Genomic DNA, 15156 nt, shown 5'->3' with positions numbered 1-15156 from the left:
GACCGACCCGCGCACCATCCCGAGGAAGACATGACCATCCACCACACCGACCGCCTCAGCGGCCAGGAGCTGACGCTCGCCTACGACCAGCGCGTCATCTCCCGGGACCTCGCCGTCACCATCCCCGACAACTCCTTCACCGTCATCGTGGGACCCAACGCCTGCGGCAAGTCCACCCTGCTGCGCGCCCTGTCGCGGACCCTCAGGCCGGCCGGGGGACGGGTACTGCTGGACGGCCAGGTGATCTCCTCCTATCCGGCCAAGGAGGTGGCGCGGCGGCTGGGCCTGCTGCCCCAGGCCTCCATCGCCCCCGACGGGATCGGCGTGGCCGACCTGGTCGCCCGCGGCCGCTTCCCCCACCAGGGGTTCCTGCGTCAGTGGTCCAAGGAGGACGAGCGGGTGGTGGCCGAGGCGATGGAGTCCACCGGGGTCGCCGAGCTGGCCGACCGGTCGGTCGACGAGCTGTCCGGCGGCCAGCGCCAGCGGGTGTGGCTGGCGATGGTGCTGGCCCAGCAGACGCCGCTGCTGCTGCTGGACGAGCCCACCACCTACCTGGACATCGCCCACCAGATGGACATGCTGGACCTGTGCGCCCGGCTGCACGACCAGGGCGGGCACACCCTGGTGGCGGTCCTGCACGACCTCAACCACGCCTGCCGGTACGCCTCCCACCTCATCGTGATGAAGGACGGGGCGATCGTCGCCGAGGGAGAGCCCGCCGGGACCGTCACCGCCGAGCTGGTGGAGTACGTGTTCGGGCTGCCGGTGCGGATCATCCCCGACCCCGAGACGCACACCCCGCTCATCGTCCCCGTGGACCGGCGCCGCACCGGGAACTGACCCGGGTGCGGGCGGGGCCCGCCCGCACCCGGGGTACGGATCAGGCGCCCGACATCTCCAGGCGCAGCACCAGCTCGACCAGCTCCACCACCACCTCCTTGACGGAGCCGCGGTCACGGGCGTCGCACAGCATCACCGGCACCGGGTCGGCCACGTCCAGGGCCACCCGCACGTCCTCGGCGCGGTGCGAGCGCTGCCCGTCGAAGCAGTTCACCGCCACCACGAACGGCACCCGGCGCGCCTCGAAGAAGTCGATCACGTCGAAGCAGTCGGTGAGGCGCCGGGTGTCGGCGAGCACGACCGCGCCCAGCGCCCCCTCCACCAGCTCCTCCCACATGTGGGAGAAGCGCCGCTGACCGGGTGTGCCGAACAGGTACACCACGGTGGCGGCGTCCAGGGTGATGCGCCCGAAGTCCAGGGCGACGGTGGTGGTGGTCTTGGCCTCCACCCCCTCCAGGTCGTCCACGCCGGTCCCGGCCACGGTCATCTCCTCCTCGGTGTGCAGCGCCTCGACCTCGCTCAGCGCCGACACCATCGTGGTCTTGCCGGCGCCGAAGCCCCCGGCCACCACGATCTTGAGCGTGTCGGGCGCAGGCCCGAACACTCCCGGTCCGTCCATCGTCGTCGTTCCGTTCACATGGCCTCAAAGTTCCTTGATGCGTGCCAGCACCGCGCGCAGCGTCGCCTCGTCGGGACGGCGCCGCTCCCGCTCGGAGGCGCGGGCCAGCACGTGTCCGCGGTCCACCAGATCCGCCAGCAGGACCCGGACCACCCCCAGGGGCAGCCCCGACCGGGAGGCCACCTCGGCCACCGTCACCGGTCGGGCGCACAGGGCGTGGATCTCCAGGGCCTCCGGGTCCTCCTCGACCACCCCGGCCACCGCCACCACGGAGGTGGTCAGGGTCAGGTCCGACCGGGAGGGGCGGGTCCGGCCCCCGGTCAGCGCGTAGGGGCGGATCAGGTCCGGCCCCCCGGCGTGGTCGTCGGGGGTCACCCGCGTCCGCCCCGGCGCGGCAGCGCGGCCAGGTGCGGGCCGACCCGGCGCACGAGCCGGTTGACCTCGAAGGCGGCCTGGCCCATGTCGCAGTCGGTGCCCACGGCCAGCGCCAGGGAGGCGCCCTCCCCGGCGTCGACCACGAAGAAGAACACGGTGTCCAGCTCCACCACGGTCTGGTGCACCCTGGCGGCGCCCAGGGGCGCGCGGGCCCCCCGCGCCAGGGATGCGAACCCCGAGGCGATGGCGGCCAGGCGCTCGCCGTGCTCGCGGCCCACCCCGGGGGAGGCCGCCAGCGGCAGCCCGTCGGCGGACAGCAGCAGCGCGCTTCGGGCGTGCGCGATCTTCTCGACCAGGTCGGCCAGCAGCCAGTCCAGGGTGCCGGTCTCGTTCTCCTCGGCCTGAGCGGACATCGTCCTCATCCTTCCTCGGGGTCGCCGTCCGGGCCGGGGTCGTCCGCGCGGGCGCGCAGGGTCCCGGACCGGAAGGCGCTCATCATCGAACGGATCCGTTCGGGGGAGCGGTGGTCCTCATCGGTGGCGGCGGGTTCGGGCGCCGGGCCGACGGGGCGCCGCCGGCGGCGGGGGAGCCCCTTGTAGTGGTCGGCGTCGGTGTCCCCCCGCGGCCCGGCCGGGTCCGCGCCCGCGGGTCCGGCCGGTGCGGCGGCCACGGCGCGCACCGCGGGCGCGGGGACGGCGGCGGGCGGCGGGGGAGCGGGGGCCGGTTCGGGCTCGGCCAGGGCGCCGGCGGGTACGCGCACCGTCGCGCGCACCCCGTTCCCGCCCGGTCCGGCGGACAGCTCGACACCCAGTCCGTGGCGGGCGGCCAGGGTGGCGACCACGAACAGGCCCAGCGGCGAGTCCTCCACCAGCCCGGCCAGGTCGAAGCGGGGCGGGTCGGCCAGCAGGGCGTTGGCCTCCTCCAGGGCGGCGCCGGTCATGCCCAGGCCCCGGTCGTCCACGACGATGCGGCAGCCGGCGCCGTCGGCGCCGGCGCGGACCTCGACCTCGGTGGTGGGCGGGGAGAACGCGGTGGCGTTCTCCAGCAGTTCGGCCAGCAGCCGGGCGGTGTCGGCGGCCACGTCGCCGCGCATCGCCACCGGGGGCAGGTCGCGGGGCTGGACGCGGGTGTAGTCCTCGATCTCGCCGGCGGCGGCCCGCACCACCTCGTGCAGCAGCATCGGGGAGCGCGGGTGGCGGGCGGGGGCGCCGCCGCTGAGCAGCATGAGGTTCTCGGCGTTGCGGCGCAGGCGGGCGCTGAAGTGGTCGATACGGAACAGCGCGGCCAGGGCGTCGGGGTCGGTCTCGTCGCGCTCCAGCCGGTCCAGGAGGGCGAGCTGGCGGTGGACCAGGGACTGGGTGCGGCGGGCGATGGTGCCGAACATGGCGCGCACCCCGGCGCGCAGCCGCGCCTCCTGGACGGTCGCGGTGACGACGGCGCGGCGGGCGTCGGCGAAGGCGTCGACGACGTCGGTGATCTCGTCGCCGCGGGTTCGGGCCGGCGCGGGCTCGGGGTCGACCTCCTCCCCGGCGCGCAGGCGGGCGGTGAGGCGGGGCAGGTCGACGCGGGCGTACTCGAGCGTGGTGGTGCGCAGGCGGTCCAGGCGGCGGCCCATGCGGACGGCACCGGTGACCGCGACGGCCGCGGAGGCCAGGGCGATGGCCAGGACGGGCAGGCTGGTGAGCAGGGCCGTGCGGGCGAGGTCGGCGGAGCGGGCGTCGCCGTAGTCGGCCAGCAGGTCGAGTTGGCCGCGTTCCACGGTGCGCATGCGCTGGTCGGAGGCTTCGGCGGCGCCGCGCCAGGCGCTGGCGTTGACGGGGGGACGGGTGTTCTGGGGCGCGGCGATGACCTCGTCCTGGAGGTCGTGGACGCGCTGGAGGGACTCGTAGTACTCCAGGAGGCGGTAGGTGCGGACGTCCTCGGGGTCGAGCTCGGCGCCGATGCGGTTCCAGGTGTGGCGGTGGGCGCCGGCGGCCGCGACGAACTCGGCGTGGGCGTCGGGGGTGAAGGTGTCGGTGGCCGCGGCGTGGGTGAACACGGTGTTCTGGCGGGCCAGGAGTTCGCGCACGCGCATGAGGGAGGCCAGGGAGCGCAGGCGGGGGACCTGGGCGGGTTCGGCGTGCTCGACGCGGGCGTCCCAGAAGCGCAGGCCCTGCTCGATCATCTCGTGGTAGGCGGTGGCGGTCTGTACGAGGTCGCGCCGGTGGGGCGGGAGGGCGTCGACGATGCGGCGGTGGTGGTCCAGTCCCTCCAGGGTGTGCCGCAGTGCCCGGGAGTGGCCGGGCAGCGTGTCGGGGGCGAAGCCCTCCAGGGCGCGGTCCAGGCCGGCCACCGCGGTGTCGGTCGCGGCGCGGGCGTCCTCCAGGGCGCTCTCGGAGCTGTGGGTGCCGCCCGCGGAGTCGGCGGTGGCCAGGCGTTCGTCCTGGAGTGTTCCGATCACCTGGGAGACGGCGGTGCCGATTTCGCGGGTGAGGGCGGTCTCGGTGCGCAGCGCGCGGATGTCGCCCACGAGCAGGGCGGTGAACAGCGACCACACCAGGAGCAGGACGGCGCTGGGCAGGAGCACCAGGGTGATCATGCGGGCGCGAAGCGACCGGCGCTTCATGGGGGGCATGGGCTCGCTTCCGGGGCCGGTGGGAGGGGGATGGGGGCCGGATTCCCAAGAGTGAAGCCGGTCGCCGGGGGAGAGTGCAAGGGGCACGGGGGGCACCGGAGGCCGGGGAGGGGTGTTGTCGCTGGTCAGGGGTAGGGGCTCAGGTTGGTAACGGAGTGGGAGGGGTTCCTGTCCGCCTATTAAGAATCTACGTCGTAAAGGCGGGGGTTCTGTTGACTACTCAGAAGAACAAAAACAGAAAGAGGAGTGCGGCTACGCCGCACCCTTCCTTCTGAAAACCGAGGTTGGAGCCCCGCGGGGCCGGGTAGGGACGGCGTGCACCGCAGAACACGACCGTGAGGACCACCGTGAAGCTCACCGAGGAACAGATCCGTGAGGGCCTGGGCCGTCTGGACGGCTGGGAGCTGGACCCGGAGGTGCCCGTGCTGCGACGCACCCTGAGGCTGGCGGACTTCCCGGCCGCCGTTTCCCTGGTGAACGTCATAGCCCAGGCCGCGGAGCAGGCCGGCCACCACCCCGACATCGACATCCGCTACGACACCCTGCACCTGGCCCTGGCCACGCACTCGGTCGGGGCGGTCACCGAGAAGGACATGGCGCTGGCGGCCCGCATCGACGAGCTGGTGCCGCAGGGCTGAGCGTCGGACACGGGGTGCTTTCGGGGGCCATCCTCGGCACCCCATGTCCGAGTGGTCGGAAAAATGCGCCCTCTCATGGAGAAGGCGCAGGTCAGGGGCGGTACGTGGAGATCCGGTACTCAGAACGACGTCCGGGAGCCCGGTGACCGGGGCCCCGGGTGCCCGGGGACCCGGCCCGGTCAGCGCAGGCGGGACCGGCGCATCTTGCCGGAGGCGGTGCGCGGCAGCTCCGGTACGAAGTCGACCGTGTCCGGGGCGGCGTGGGTGGCGAACCGGGTTCCCACCCAGTCCCTGAGCTCCTCGGCCAGCTCCTCGGAGGCCTCGTGGCCCGGAGCGAGTACGACGCGTGCGCCGATCAGCTGTCCGGCCAGCTCGTCGGGGATGGAGTACACCCCGCACTCGTCCACCGCCGGGTGCTCGTTGAGGACCGCCTCCACCTCGGTGGGGCCGATGCGGTAGCCGCGGCTGAGGATGGCGCCGTCGTCTCGGGTGGAGAAGTACAGCCGCTCGCTGCGGTCCAGGATGCCGGTGTCGCCCGTGAGGTAGTAGGCCTTGTCGGGGGTGAAGCGGACCTGGGAGGCGGAGTCGTTGTCGAGGTAGCCGGTGAACCAGGCGAGCGGGCTGTGGGCGAGGTCGACGGCGATGCGGCCGTAGGCGCCCAGTGGTGCGGGCTCGTCGGAGATGGCCTCCAGGACGGTGACCTTCCAGCCGGGCAGGGCGGGGCCGATGGCGCCCGGGGGGAGGTCGCCGGTGTCCTGGCCGGTGTCGCCGTTGGGGACGCCCACGCACCAGCCGAGTTCGGTCTGGCCGAAGTGGTCGCGCACGGGGATGCCGAAGACGTCGGTGACCCAGTCGATGACGTCGGGGGCGAGGGGTTCGCCGAAGCTGGTGAGGCGCTGGACGATCACCTCGGGGGGCAGGGTCTTGGTGGCGGCGCGCAGGGTGCGGTAGGTGGTGGGGTCGGCGGCGAGGTTGGTGACCTCGTACATGCCCAGGACGTCGAGGGTGAGTTCGGGGTCGAAGAATCCGGCGCGCAGGGCGATGGAGGGGTGTCCGGCGAGCAGGGGTGAGATGAGGCCGTGGTACAGGCCGAAGGCGGAGCCGGGGTCGGCGGTGTTCCAGTAGGTGTCGTCGTCCTGGACGCCCAGGCCGTAGTGGTGGTAGGCGTGCATGGCGGCGAGGGCGCGGACGGGGACGGGGACGCCGCGCGGGGGGCCGACGAGTCCGGAGATGTAGACGATGGCGAGGAGGCCGTCGCCGCCGACGGCGGTGTCGGGGGCGGGGGGCGCGTCGGTGGCGGCGAGTGCGGTGAGGGTGGTGTCGCCGTCGCGGAGGGGGTGGGCGCCGGTGGTGGCGATGGTCCAGGGGGGTGTGTCGTCGGTGTCGAGTTTGGTGCGGTTGTGGTCGTCGACGACGACGAGGCGGGCGTGGGAGGAGGTGAGGCGTTCGCGGATGGCGGAGGGGGCGAAGGAGGAGAAGAGGGGGACGAGGACGGCTCCCAGGCGCCAGACGGCGAGGGCGGTGACGGCGAGGTCGATGCCCTTGGGGATGAGGGTGGCGATGCGGTCGCCGGGGCGGATGCCGTGGGCGGCGAGTCCGGTGGCCAGGACGCGGGAGCGGTCGCGGAGTTGGCCGTAGGTGAGGGTGGTGGGGGTGAGGTCGGGGCCGATCTGGGTGATGGCGGTGCGGTCGGGGTGGTGCCGGTCGCAGAGGACGTGGGACACCGAGGTGGTCGGGGAGTCGTAGTCGGTGAGCCAGTCACGTACACGGTGCGCCGGTTGGGGCATCGAAGGTCGTCCTCGTCTCGGTTGGAGCGGTGTCGTGGGCGGGACATCGTCAACACTATGCCCACTGTCCAGGTCCTCTTCGGGGGGTGAAGGGGGTTTTCCCCGGTTGGGACGCTCGGTGTGCGGGTTCGGGTTCACTTGTGTGCTTTTTGTTCGTGGTGGGCTGGTTCTGGCACTCGCGCGGTGGGGGGCGGTTCGGCCATGATGTCGGGGTGAATGCAGACATGGTGGCCGACCGGTTGGGTCTGGCGGAGGACGACCGTCGTTGGTTGATCGCGGCTCGGGGGCTGCCCGAGCCGTTGGAGCCGTTGCGGGTTCCCCAGGGCGGGGATGCCGAGCGGGTGTGGGACGAGTTCGGTCTGGCGCCGGAGGATCGTGCCGAGGTGGCCGCGGTGTGGCCGGGGCCGTTGGGCGAGGGGTGGCCGGCGGAGGCGTGGGCGCTGGTGGAGGGGATGTACCGGCGTCTGTCGGCGGATGCGGGGTTGCCCGTGGGGACGTGGGTGGACTGGCCGTCTCTGGTGGCGTACGGGGATGTGCGGGTGCGGGTGGCGTCGTTGGTGGCTTTTGCGGCGCGGGTGCCGGCGCAGTACGGGGCCCATGGTGCGCTGGGTGTGGATCCGGCGGTGACGCGGGCGACGTTGGCCGATGTGGGTGTGCAGGTGGGTCGTTCGCGGCGGATGTACGGCCGGGTGGGTGTGGAGACGGCGGCGTGGGTGGCGGCGCAGTTCCGGGGCCGGTTGTTCTGGGTGGGCGGGTTGCAGTTGGAGCCTGCGGTGTTGGGTTCCCAGGGTGGGGTGGAGTGGTATTCGCGGGAGGAGGCCGCGGGGTTGGGGCCGGGGATGGCGGTGGGTGATCCGGTGCTGCGGTTGCATATTCCGTCGGGTGGGCTGGATCCGGTGTCGGTGTCGGATGCGTTGGCGCGGGCGCGGCCTTTCGCGCGGGCGCATCTGGGGATGGATCCGGTGGTGGCGACGTGTACGTCGTGGTTGTTGGATCCGCAGTGGGGTGAGGTGTTGGGGGGGTCGTCCAACATCGTGGGGTTCCAGCGGCGGTTCACGTTGGTGGGGTCGGGTGTGCCGGGGGAGTCGGATGTGTTCCGGTTCGTGTTCGGGATGCCGGAGGTGGATGTGGCGGGGGCGCCGCGGGGTACGCGTTTGGAGCGTGCGGTGGTGGAGCGTTTGGAGGCCGGTGGGGGTTTTCAGGTGCGGACGGGGTGGTTGCCGCTGCCGGAGTGAGGGTGCGGGGGTGTGGGGGTGTCGTCCGGGGGCGGCGCCCCCTTTTCGTGTGGGTGGGCCGGTGGTGCTCGGCCGTGGGGGCGGGGAGGCGGTGTCGGTGGGGTGGGGGCGGGTTGTGGTCGCGGGGTGTTCGGCGGGTCGGGGTCAGGTGTCGGTCGCGGTGTCCGGTGGGTCGGTCGGGCCGGGGTGGACGGTGGCGGTCTGGGTGGTGTGGCCGTGGGCGTCGCAGTCGGTGCAGGGGTGGGCGAGGAGGACCTGGGTGAGGGTGTTGTCGTCTTCGAGGCGTGCGGTGACGACGGCGCGGCGGCCGGTGCCCAGGCAGGTGCGGCACAGGATGCGGATGTGCATGTGCGCAGGATAGGTTCCCGGTTCCGGCTGGTGCGGGGATGACACGGGATCTTTGCCCTCATGTCGGATGTGGGGGCTTTTGTTGTACTGGGGGTGGGGTCGGGTTGGTCGGGTGAGGAGGGCGTCGACGGGGTCCTCGGTCCAGGGGGTGAAGCCGTGGCGTTCGCGGCGGCGGCGGGCGGGGCTGCCCTGGAGGGTGTTGAGGCGGACGGTGGTGCCGATGCCGTGTCCGTGCGGGTGGGGGCGGGGTCGAGGTGCTCGGGGTGGTGGGCGTCGGGTCCGGGGCGCGGGGCGAGGCATCCGGCGGAGGTGCCGTCGGGGTCGGCGGGCGCGGTGGGGGTGGCGGGGCGCGGTCTTGCCCGCGGGGTCAGTCGGGTGGGGGCAGGGTGATGCAGCCGCTGCCGCCCAGGTCCAGGACCAGGCCGCGGGGGGTGCGCACCAGGCGCAGGACCAGGACCTCGCAGGCGGGGCAGCGCGCCACCAGGCCGGGGCCGTCGGTGTACACGCGCAGGCGGGCGAAGGCGCCGCGGTCGCCGCAGTGGGCGCAGTGGCGTTCGGCGGTGGTGATGTCCACGGCGAAGACCTCGGAGAGGGGTCCGGCCAGGACGTTGCCGTCGAGGTGGGTGGGGCGGGTCGGGGTGTGGGCGGGTTCGGTCATCGTCGGCCTCCGCTGCCGTAGCGTTCGGTTCGGATCCGGCGGGGGTCGTGGCCCAGGGCGAGGAGGGCGTCGGAGACGGTCTCGACGAATCCGGTGGGTCCGCACACGAAGCACGTGGGGGCGAAGTCGGGTGGGAAGCCGTGGGTGTCGAGGTCGGCGGCGCCGAGCCGTCCGGGTTCGCGGCGGGAGCCCGGGGGTGCGGTGCGGGTGTGGGCGAGGAACACGTCGACGCCGGGGTCGGTGGTGGCGCCGAGGTCGGCGCGGTAGTAGCGGTCGGCCGGGGTGCGCAGTGAGTACAGGACGCGGAACAGGGCTTTGGCGGCGGTGCGGCGGCGTTCGCGGACCATGGAGGCCAGGGGGACGATGCCCGAGCCGCCGCCGATGAGGACGACGGGGTCGGGTGCGGTGGTGTTCCAGACGAACCAGCCGCCCAGGGGGCCGCGGATCTCGATCCGGTCGCCGGGTCGGAAGTCCTGGACGAGGTAGGGGGAGACCTCGCCGTCGGGGTCGAGCTGGACGGTGAGTTCGAGGCGGTCGGGTGTGGCGGCGGAGGCGATGGAGTAGGAGCGTTCGGCGGTGTAGCCGTCGGGTGCGGTCAGGCGTACGTCGACGTGCTGTCCGGGGCGGTGTCCGGTCCAGCCGGGGGCGGACAGGACCAGGGTGCGGGCGGTGGGGGTCTCCCACCGGTCGGTGTGCAGGGTGGCCGGGCGCCAGCGGGCCACGGGTCAGTCTCCCTGGTAGCGCTGTTCGCGCCAGGGGTCGCCGTAGGGGTGGTATCCGGCCTGTTCCCAGAATCCGGGTTCGTCGTCGTGGAGCAGGGTCAGGCCGCTGATCCATTTGGCGGATTTCCAGAAGTAGAGGTGGGGGACGAGCAGGCGGGCGGGGCCGCCGTGTTCGGGGGTCAGGGGTTCGCCGTCGAGGGTGTGGGCGATCCAGGCCTGGCCGTCGGTGAGGTCCTGCAGGGGCAGGCCGGTGGTGTAGCCGCCGTGGGAGTGGGCCAGGGCGTGTTCGGCGGTGGTCTCGACGTCTTCCAGGAGGGTGTCCAGGGAGACGCCGGTCCAGTCGGTGTCGAGTTTGCTCCATCGGGTGACGCAGTGGATGTCCACGTGGGGGGTCTGCTGGGGCAGGGCCAGGAGTTCCCGCCAGGTCCAGGTGTGGCGGGTGCCGGTCTCGGTGGTGATGGTGAGGGTCCAGGTGTCGGTGTCGACGCGGGGGGTGGGGCCTGCGGTCAGGACCGGGAAGTCGTGGGTTTCGTACTGGCCGGGCGGGATGCGGGTGGGGTCGTTGCCGCGGCGTCCGTGGAAGCCCCTGGTGATGAGGTTCATGGGGTGTCCTCGTGGGTGGTGGTGTCCGTGCCGGGTCCTGTACCCGTGGGCTTGTGCGGTCAGGGTCTGGGGCCGGTAAAACGTGTGTCGGCGCGGGTGGTGCGGGGGCGTCCTGGGCCGGGGTGATCGGTGGGCGGGTCGCCGTGGGGCCGCCGGGCGGGTTCGGGTGCGGAGTGTGCGGTCGGCCGGGGGCGGCCGGGATCCTGCCGGTGGTCTTCTGCGTCCACGGGGCGGGCCGGTGTTCGGCGGTGTGAGCACCATGGCCGGGGCACCACGGTCGACGGTGCGGACCTGGCGATGGTGTTCCCCGGTCGTGGGGGCGGGCGGGACCGCACGGTGGCCCGGTGGTCGGGGGCATGTGTCCGCGGGGGTGTGGAGGCCGGGGAGGGGTGCCGTCGTGGCCGGTGGTGTCCGCGCACCGGTCGTGGGGGCGGGGCCCGGGCGGGCCCCGCCCGGTGTGGTCAGGCGGGGTCGATGGCGGTGTTCTGGCCTGCGGCGATGCGCCAGCCCCGGGGGGTGCGGGTGAGGATGTACAGGGCGCGGCCGTGGGCGCCCTGGGTGGGGCGGCCGGTGGCGTCCACGGGGTTCTGGTGGACGTTGGCGGCGATGACGTCGGGGGTCAGGGCCAGGAGTTTGACGACCTCGTAGCGGGCGCGGGAGTGGGCGAGGAAGCCGGTCATGGCCTTGGCGGCGAAGGCGGTGATCTGGTCGCGGCCGTCCAGGCGTGTTCCGGCGGCGTTGGTCCAGGAGGCCTGGTCGGTGTAGAGGGCTCCCAGGGCGTGGGGGTCGTTGGTGTTGAAGGCGTGTTCCAGGGCGTGGACCGCGGCGATGGCGTCGGTGCGGTCGGTGTGGGTGATGGGGCCGGCGGTCAGGGGTGTGTCGGGCATGGGTGCTCCCTCGGGTGGTGGGGTGGCCGGTGGGGCCGCCGCGACCATTCGACAACCTGAATGATGGTTGAGGTCAAGGGTGTCGTCCGGGGGCCTGCGGGGCGGGGGCCGGTGGGCCGGCCCCCGCCGGGGTCAGGGGAACAGGGGGGTTCCTTCGCGGACCAGTCGCCAGTTGGGGGTGTGGAAGTCGGCGGGGTCGATGACGCCGGCCTGGGTGGCGTGGTCGATGAGGGCCTGGCGGATCTCCTGCTGGGCGTTGTGGACCACGGGTGCGCCGGTGATGTGGGGGAAGGCGCCGCCGCCGGACTGGCGGTAGTTGTTGACGGCCACCACGAACCTCTGGTCGTCGGTGACCCGGGTCCCGTTCAGGGTCAGGGAGGTCAGGCGCTGTCCGGCGGGGCGGGACACGTCCAGGGTGTAGTCGACTCCGGCGAGCTGGTCGCAGTTGTAGTCGGGGATGCCGTCGGCGTTGGTCAGGTCGGCCGGGTCGACGGTGCCGGTGGCGGGGACCTGCCTGTAGTAGCGGGCGGAGTGTTCCAGGTAGTCGCGGAGTTGGGCGCCGGTGAGCACCGATCCCAGCAGGGTGTTGTCGTAGATGTACAGGGCGGCGATGTCGCGGATGCTCAGGTCGCCGGCGGGGAAGACCGCCGAGCGGCTGAAGGGGGCGGCGATGGACAGGACCGGCAGGTCGGCCTCGGGGGTGCCGGTGAGGGCGGCGGTGAGGGTGTCGGTCTGCACCCTGTGGACGAAGTCGACGATGGCGGTGTCGGTCCAGCAGGCGGTGGCGGCGCTGAGTTCGCGGGCGCTGGTGGCGACCACCCGGTTGACGTAGGCGACGGTGGCGGCGTGCTGGTCGGCGACCAGGGCGGCGATGCGGGGGTCCTCTTCGACGGTGTTGGTGTTGAGGGTCAGGGCGCTCTTGGCCACCACCCGCCAGCGGCCGCGTTCGCGGCGCAGGGCCAGGTCCATGACGGACAGGCGCCTCCCCCAGAAGGAGGGCATGGTCATGAGGACCTGTTCGCCGGTCTGTTCGTTGGTGACGAAGCGTTCGGGGACCTCGCGGTGGGCGTGGCCGAAGAGGATGGCGTCGATGCCGGGGACCTGTTGTGCGACCAGGGCGGAGGCGTTCTCCACGGGCAGGTCGTCCTGGTAGGAGGAGGAGCCGTTGTCTCCGGCGTGGGCGCTGACGATGACGATGTCGGCTCCCTCGCGGCGCATGAGGGGTACCCAGCGGCGGGCGGTCTCGACCAGGTCGAGGAAGTCCAGGCGGCCCTGGACGTGGTGGCGGTCCCAGATGGCCGAGCCGGGGTTGGTCAGGCCCAGGACGCCGACGGTGAGGGGCCGGGTGCCGGGTCGGTCGGTGGTGTCGACCTTCATGCGTTTGAGGACGTAGGGCTTGTAGGCGGGGTCGGTGGTGGTGTGGTGGACGGCGTTGGCGGCCAGGGCGGGGGCCTTCATCTGGGAGATCCAGGTGTCCAGGTGGTCCAGGCCGTAGTTGAACTCGTGGTTTCCCAGGGTGACGGCGTCGTAGTCCAGGGCGTTCATGGCGAGGGCCATGGGGTGGGTGCGGCCGGTTTCGGTGATGGGTTCCACGACGCTGTGGTAGGTGGCCAGGGGGGAGCCCTGGATGGTGTCGCCGGAGTCGAAGAGCAGGGTGTTGTTGCGGCCGCGTTCGGTGCGGATCCGTTGGACCAGGGAGGCGGCCTTGGCGATGCCGATGTGGTCGCCCTGGGTGTCGGAGTACTCGGCGTCCTTGTAGTAGTCCCAGTTGAGGCAGTGGCCGTGCAGGTCGGAGGTGCCCATCACGGTGATGAGGGCCTCGCGTGCGGGGGAGGCGGCGGCGGGGGTGGGCCAGCCTGCCAGGGCCAGTGCTCCGGCGGCGCTCAGGCCGCCCAGGGCTCCGCGTCGCGAGATGGCGGGCTCCTTCGTCATGGGGTTCTCCCGGGGGTGTGCGGGCGGGCGAAGCCACACACGTTAGCGGGGGCGGTGTCGTGGGGGAACCGGGTCGGTGTGAACGGTCGGTGGACACGGTGGGGGTGCGGCGGTCGTGGGGTGGGTGGGGTCAGAGGGTTCTGCGGTAGCGGAGGGCGGGGCGGCCGGAGTCGAAGCGGTCCTGGCCCAGGGGGTGCCAGCCGGTGGTCTCGTACAGGGTGCGGGCGGTGGTGTTGGTGGGCACCACCTGCAGGGTGACGGCGTCGGCGGTCGCGGCCAGGTGTTCCAGGGTGGTGTCCAGGAGGCGGCGTCCCCAGCCGCCGCCCTGCAGGGCCGGGTCGATGGCGAGGTGGGTCAGGTGGGCGGTGCGGTCCGTGCCGGTGGGCAGGTGGGTGAGGGTGTAGCCGTCCAGGGGGCGGTCGGGGGCGCGCAGGACCAGGAGCAGGCGGGGGGTGTGCAGGAGTTTGCGGTGGGCGCGGGCGCGGACCGCGGGGTCGGGGGCGGTGCCGTCGCGGTGGGCGACGGCGGTGGTCCACAGGTCGGCGCAGGCGGGGATGTCGGTGTCGGTGCCCGGGGTGATGGTGTGTGCGCTCATGGGGTCGGGGGTGTGGTGGTGGGCCGGTGGGGGTCGGTGGCGGTGGCCGCCAGGCGGGTGAGGTGGGTCAGGGCGGCGGTGACCGCGGGGTGGTCGCGTGAGCCCTTGCGGGTGCAGGTGAGGATTTTCCGGGCGGGGGTGGGGCTGCCCTGCAGGGGGATGCGTGTGATGGGCAGTGGGGGCAGGTCGGCCAGGCGGGGGATGAGGGCCACGCCCAGTCCGTGGGCGACCAGGGCGGCGATGGTGCTCCATTCGCGGGCCTGGTGGGGGCCGTGGGGGGTGAATCCGGCGGCGCCGCAGGCCGACAGGGTGTGGGCGTGGCAGGTGGTGCCTTGGGGTGGCAGTACCCAGGTCTGGTCGGCGGCCTGGGACAGGTGGACTCGGGGGTGGTGGGCCAGGGGGTGGTGGTGTGGGGTCACCAGGTCCAGGGCGTCGTCCAGTAGGGGGGTCTGGTCGAAGCGGGTGTCGGTGGGCGGGGGTACGCCGGGGGAGGCCTCGATGACGGCCAGGTCCGCCTCGTTCTGGAAGAGCAGGTCCAGGGCGTGTTCGGGTTCGGCTTCGAGCAGGCGTACGTCCAGGCGGGGGTGGGCGGCCGACAGTTGTGCGGCCATGGGGGCGAGCAGGCGGGAGAGCGCCACGGGGAAGCAGGCCACCCGCAGCAGTCCGGCGGGTTCGGTGCCCAGTCCGCGGATCTCGGTCTCGGCCCGTTCCCAGCGGGCGGTGATGTCGTCGGCGTGTGCGAGCAGGCCGTGGGCGGCCGGGGTCAGGCGGACTCCGCGGCCCCGGGGTTCCAGGAGGGGGACGTCGAGTTCCCTGGCGAGCAGTCGGATCTGCTGGGAGGCGGCCGAGGTGGTCATGTGCAGGGCTTGGGCGGCGGCGGTGACGGTTCCGTAGTGGGCGACGGCGCGTAGGACGCGCAGGCGCCGTAGGTCGATCATGTAGTCCATGCTTCATGGTCGGGTCCGATGATTCAACGTGGACGTTGAGGGTTTTTCGGGGGAGTCTGGTGGGGTCCGGCCCCGAGGAGAAGGATCGAGAGCGATGACGAGTACCTGTCCGCACTGTGGTCGGGCCGATGTCCGGCCCTTCCGTGTGGTGTCCCGCCATGCCACCGCCTCCGGGCTGACCGTGTGGGTGCGTTGTGCGTGCGGTTCCCTGCAGGTCCGCGAGGTGGGTGCGGCGGGGGTGCGTGTGGTCTCGCGCGGGCGCCCCGACCCGGTGCAGGGGGGTGGGGCGCCCGGTCCGACCGCCGGGTGTCGGTGCCGGCGTCTAGGCTCGCGGCAGGATGTGTCGTCGGAGCGGG

16 protein-coding genes are annotated in these 15156 nt (G+C 73.0%); 3 read left to right on the top strand and 13 right to left on the bottom strand.

Annotation, left to right across the window (positions count from 1 at the left end; translation table 11 throughout):
- The first annotated feature begins 30 nt into the window (after positions 1-30).
- On the top strand, positions 31-840 hold the full coding sequence (locus ACSUPR_RS02925; protein WP_436889339.1) for an ABC transporter ATP-binding protein: 810 nt from the start codon (positions 31-33) through the stop codon (positions 838-840).
- A 40-nt stretch (positions 841-880) separates the two neighbouring features.
- Here the strand turns inward: ACSUPR_RS02925 and ACSUPR_RS02920 are convergent, their stop codons facing one another.
- Genes ACSUPR_RS02920 through ACSUPR_RS02905 form a run of 4 tightly spaced genes read right to left on the bottom strand, consistent with a single transcriptional unit; the run spans position 881 to position 4448 of the window.
- The gene (locus ACSUPR_RS02920; RefSeq protein WP_436889337.1) at positions 881-1459 is read right to left on the bottom strand and encodes a GTP-binding protein; all 579 of its coding nucleotides are present in this window, start codon (positions 1457-1459) and stop codon (positions 881-883) included.
- A gap of 24 nt (positions 1460-1483) precedes the next feature.
- The gene (locus ACSUPR_RS02915; RefSeq protein ID WP_436889335.1) at positions 1484-1834 is read right to left on the bottom strand and encodes a DUF742 domain-containing protein; all 351 of its coding nucleotides are present in this window, start codon (positions 1832-1834) and stop codon (positions 1484-1486) included.
- Positions 1831-2247, bottom strand: a complete 417-nt coding sequence (locus tag ACSUPR_RS02910) for a roadblock/LC7 domain-containing protein (protein ID WP_436889333.1) — start codon at positions 2245-2247, stop codon at positions 1831-1833. Before ACSUPR_RS02910 ends, ACSUPR_RS02915 begins: the two co-directional genes overlap by 4 nt.
- 5 nt (positions 2248-2252) lie before the next feature.
- On the bottom strand, positions 2253-4448 hold the full coding sequence (locus ACSUPR_RS02905; protein WP_436889331.1) for a nitrate- and nitrite sensing domain-containing protein: 2196 nt from the start codon (positions 4446-4448) through the stop codon (positions 2253-2255).
- 347 nt (positions 4449-4795) lie between these two features.
- Between ACSUPR_RS02905 and ACSUPR_RS02900 the strand changes: the two genes are divergently transcribed.
- A complete protein-coding gene (locus ACSUPR_RS02900) occupies positions 4796-5086 on the top strand; it encodes a 4a-hydroxytetrahydrobiopterin dehydratase (RefSeq protein WP_436892213.1) in 291 nt (96 codons plus the stop codon).
- Positions 5087-5265: 179 nt separating this feature from the next.
- Here ACSUPR_RS02900 and ACSUPR_RS02895 read toward each other — a convergent pair whose 3' ends face one another.
- Positions 5266-6873, bottom strand: coding sequence for an AMP-binding protein (locus tag ACSUPR_RS02895; protein WP_436889329.1), 1608 nt, complete (start codon positions 6871-6873; stop codon positions 5266-5268).
- A gap of 224 nt (positions 6874-7097) precedes the next feature.
- Here ACSUPR_RS02895 and ACSUPR_RS02890 point away from each other — a divergent pair, with 224 nt between their 5' ends.
- The gene (locus tag ACSUPR_RS02890) at positions 7098-8108 is read left to right on the top strand and encodes an acyltransferase domain-containing protein (RefSeq protein ID WP_436892212.1); all 1011 of its coding nucleotides are present in this window, start codon (positions 7098-7100) and stop codon (positions 8106-8108) included.
- 144 nt (positions 8109-8252) lie between these two features.
- Here the strand turns inward: ACSUPR_RS02890 and ACSUPR_RS02885 are convergent, their stop codons facing one another.
- The 8 genes from ACSUPR_RS02885 to ACSUPR_RS02850 form a co-directional block, all read right to left on the bottom strand.
- Entirely contained in the window at positions 8253-8456 is a 204-nt protein-coding gene (locus ACSUPR_RS02885) for a hypothetical protein (RefSeq protein WP_436889327.1), read from the bottom strand.
- Between the two features lie 367 nt (positions 8457-8823).
- Positions 8824-9114, bottom strand: coding sequence for a DUF6510 family protein (locus ACSUPR_RS02880; protein ID WP_436889325.1), 291 nt, complete (start codon positions 9112-9114; stop codon positions 8824-8826).
- A complete protein-coding gene (locus ACSUPR_RS02875; RefSeq protein WP_436889323.1) occupies positions 9111-9836 on the bottom strand; it encodes a ferredoxin reductase in 726 nt (241 codons plus the stop codon). Before ACSUPR_RS02875 ends, ACSUPR_RS02880 begins: the two co-directional genes overlap by 4 nt.
- A 3-nt stretch (positions 9837-9839) precedes the next feature.
- A complete protein-coding gene (locus tag ACSUPR_RS02870; protein WP_436889321.1) occupies positions 9840-10439 on the bottom strand; it encodes a molybdopterin-dependent oxidoreductase in 600 nt (199 codons plus the stop codon).
- Between the two features lie 461 nt (positions 10440-10900).
- Complete coding sequence (locus ACSUPR_RS02865; RefSeq protein WP_436889319.1) at positions 10901-11326, bottom strand: SgcJ/EcaC family oxidoreductase; 426 nt, start codon at positions 11324-11326, stop codon at positions 10901-10903.
- Between the two features lie 132 nt (positions 11327-11458).
- Positions 11459-13258 (bottom strand): bifunctional metallophosphatase/5'-nucleotidase, encoded by a 1800-nt coding sequence (locus tag ACSUPR_RS02860; protein ID WP_436889317.1) that lies wholly within the window; start codon positions 13256-13258, stop codon positions 11459-11461.
- Between the two features lie 130 nt (positions 13259-13388).
- The gene (locus tag ACSUPR_RS02855) at positions 13389-13853 is read right to left on the bottom strand and encodes a GNAT family N-acetyltransferase (protein ID WP_436889315.1); all 465 of its coding nucleotides are present in this window, start codon (positions 13851-13853) and stop codon (positions 13389-13391) included.
- Positions 13850-14791: a LysR family transcriptional regulator gene (locus ACSUPR_RS02850; RefSeq protein ID WP_436889313.1), complete on the bottom strand. Its 942-nt coding sequence runs from the start codon at positions 14789-14791 to the stop codon at positions 13850-13852. Before ACSUPR_RS02850 ends, ACSUPR_RS02855 begins: the two co-directional genes overlap by 4 nt.
- Positions 14792-15156: the final 365 nt, after the last annotated feature.

Origin of the sequence: Nocardiopsis dassonvillei (assembly GCF_964273065.1) — a bacterium.
Taxonomy (GTDB): domain Bacteria; phylum Actinomycetota; class Actinomycetes; order Streptosporangiales; family Streptosporangiaceae; genus Nocardiopsis; species Nocardiopsis dassonvillei_B.
This window is presented reverse-complemented; position numbering and strand designations above follow the sequence as displayed.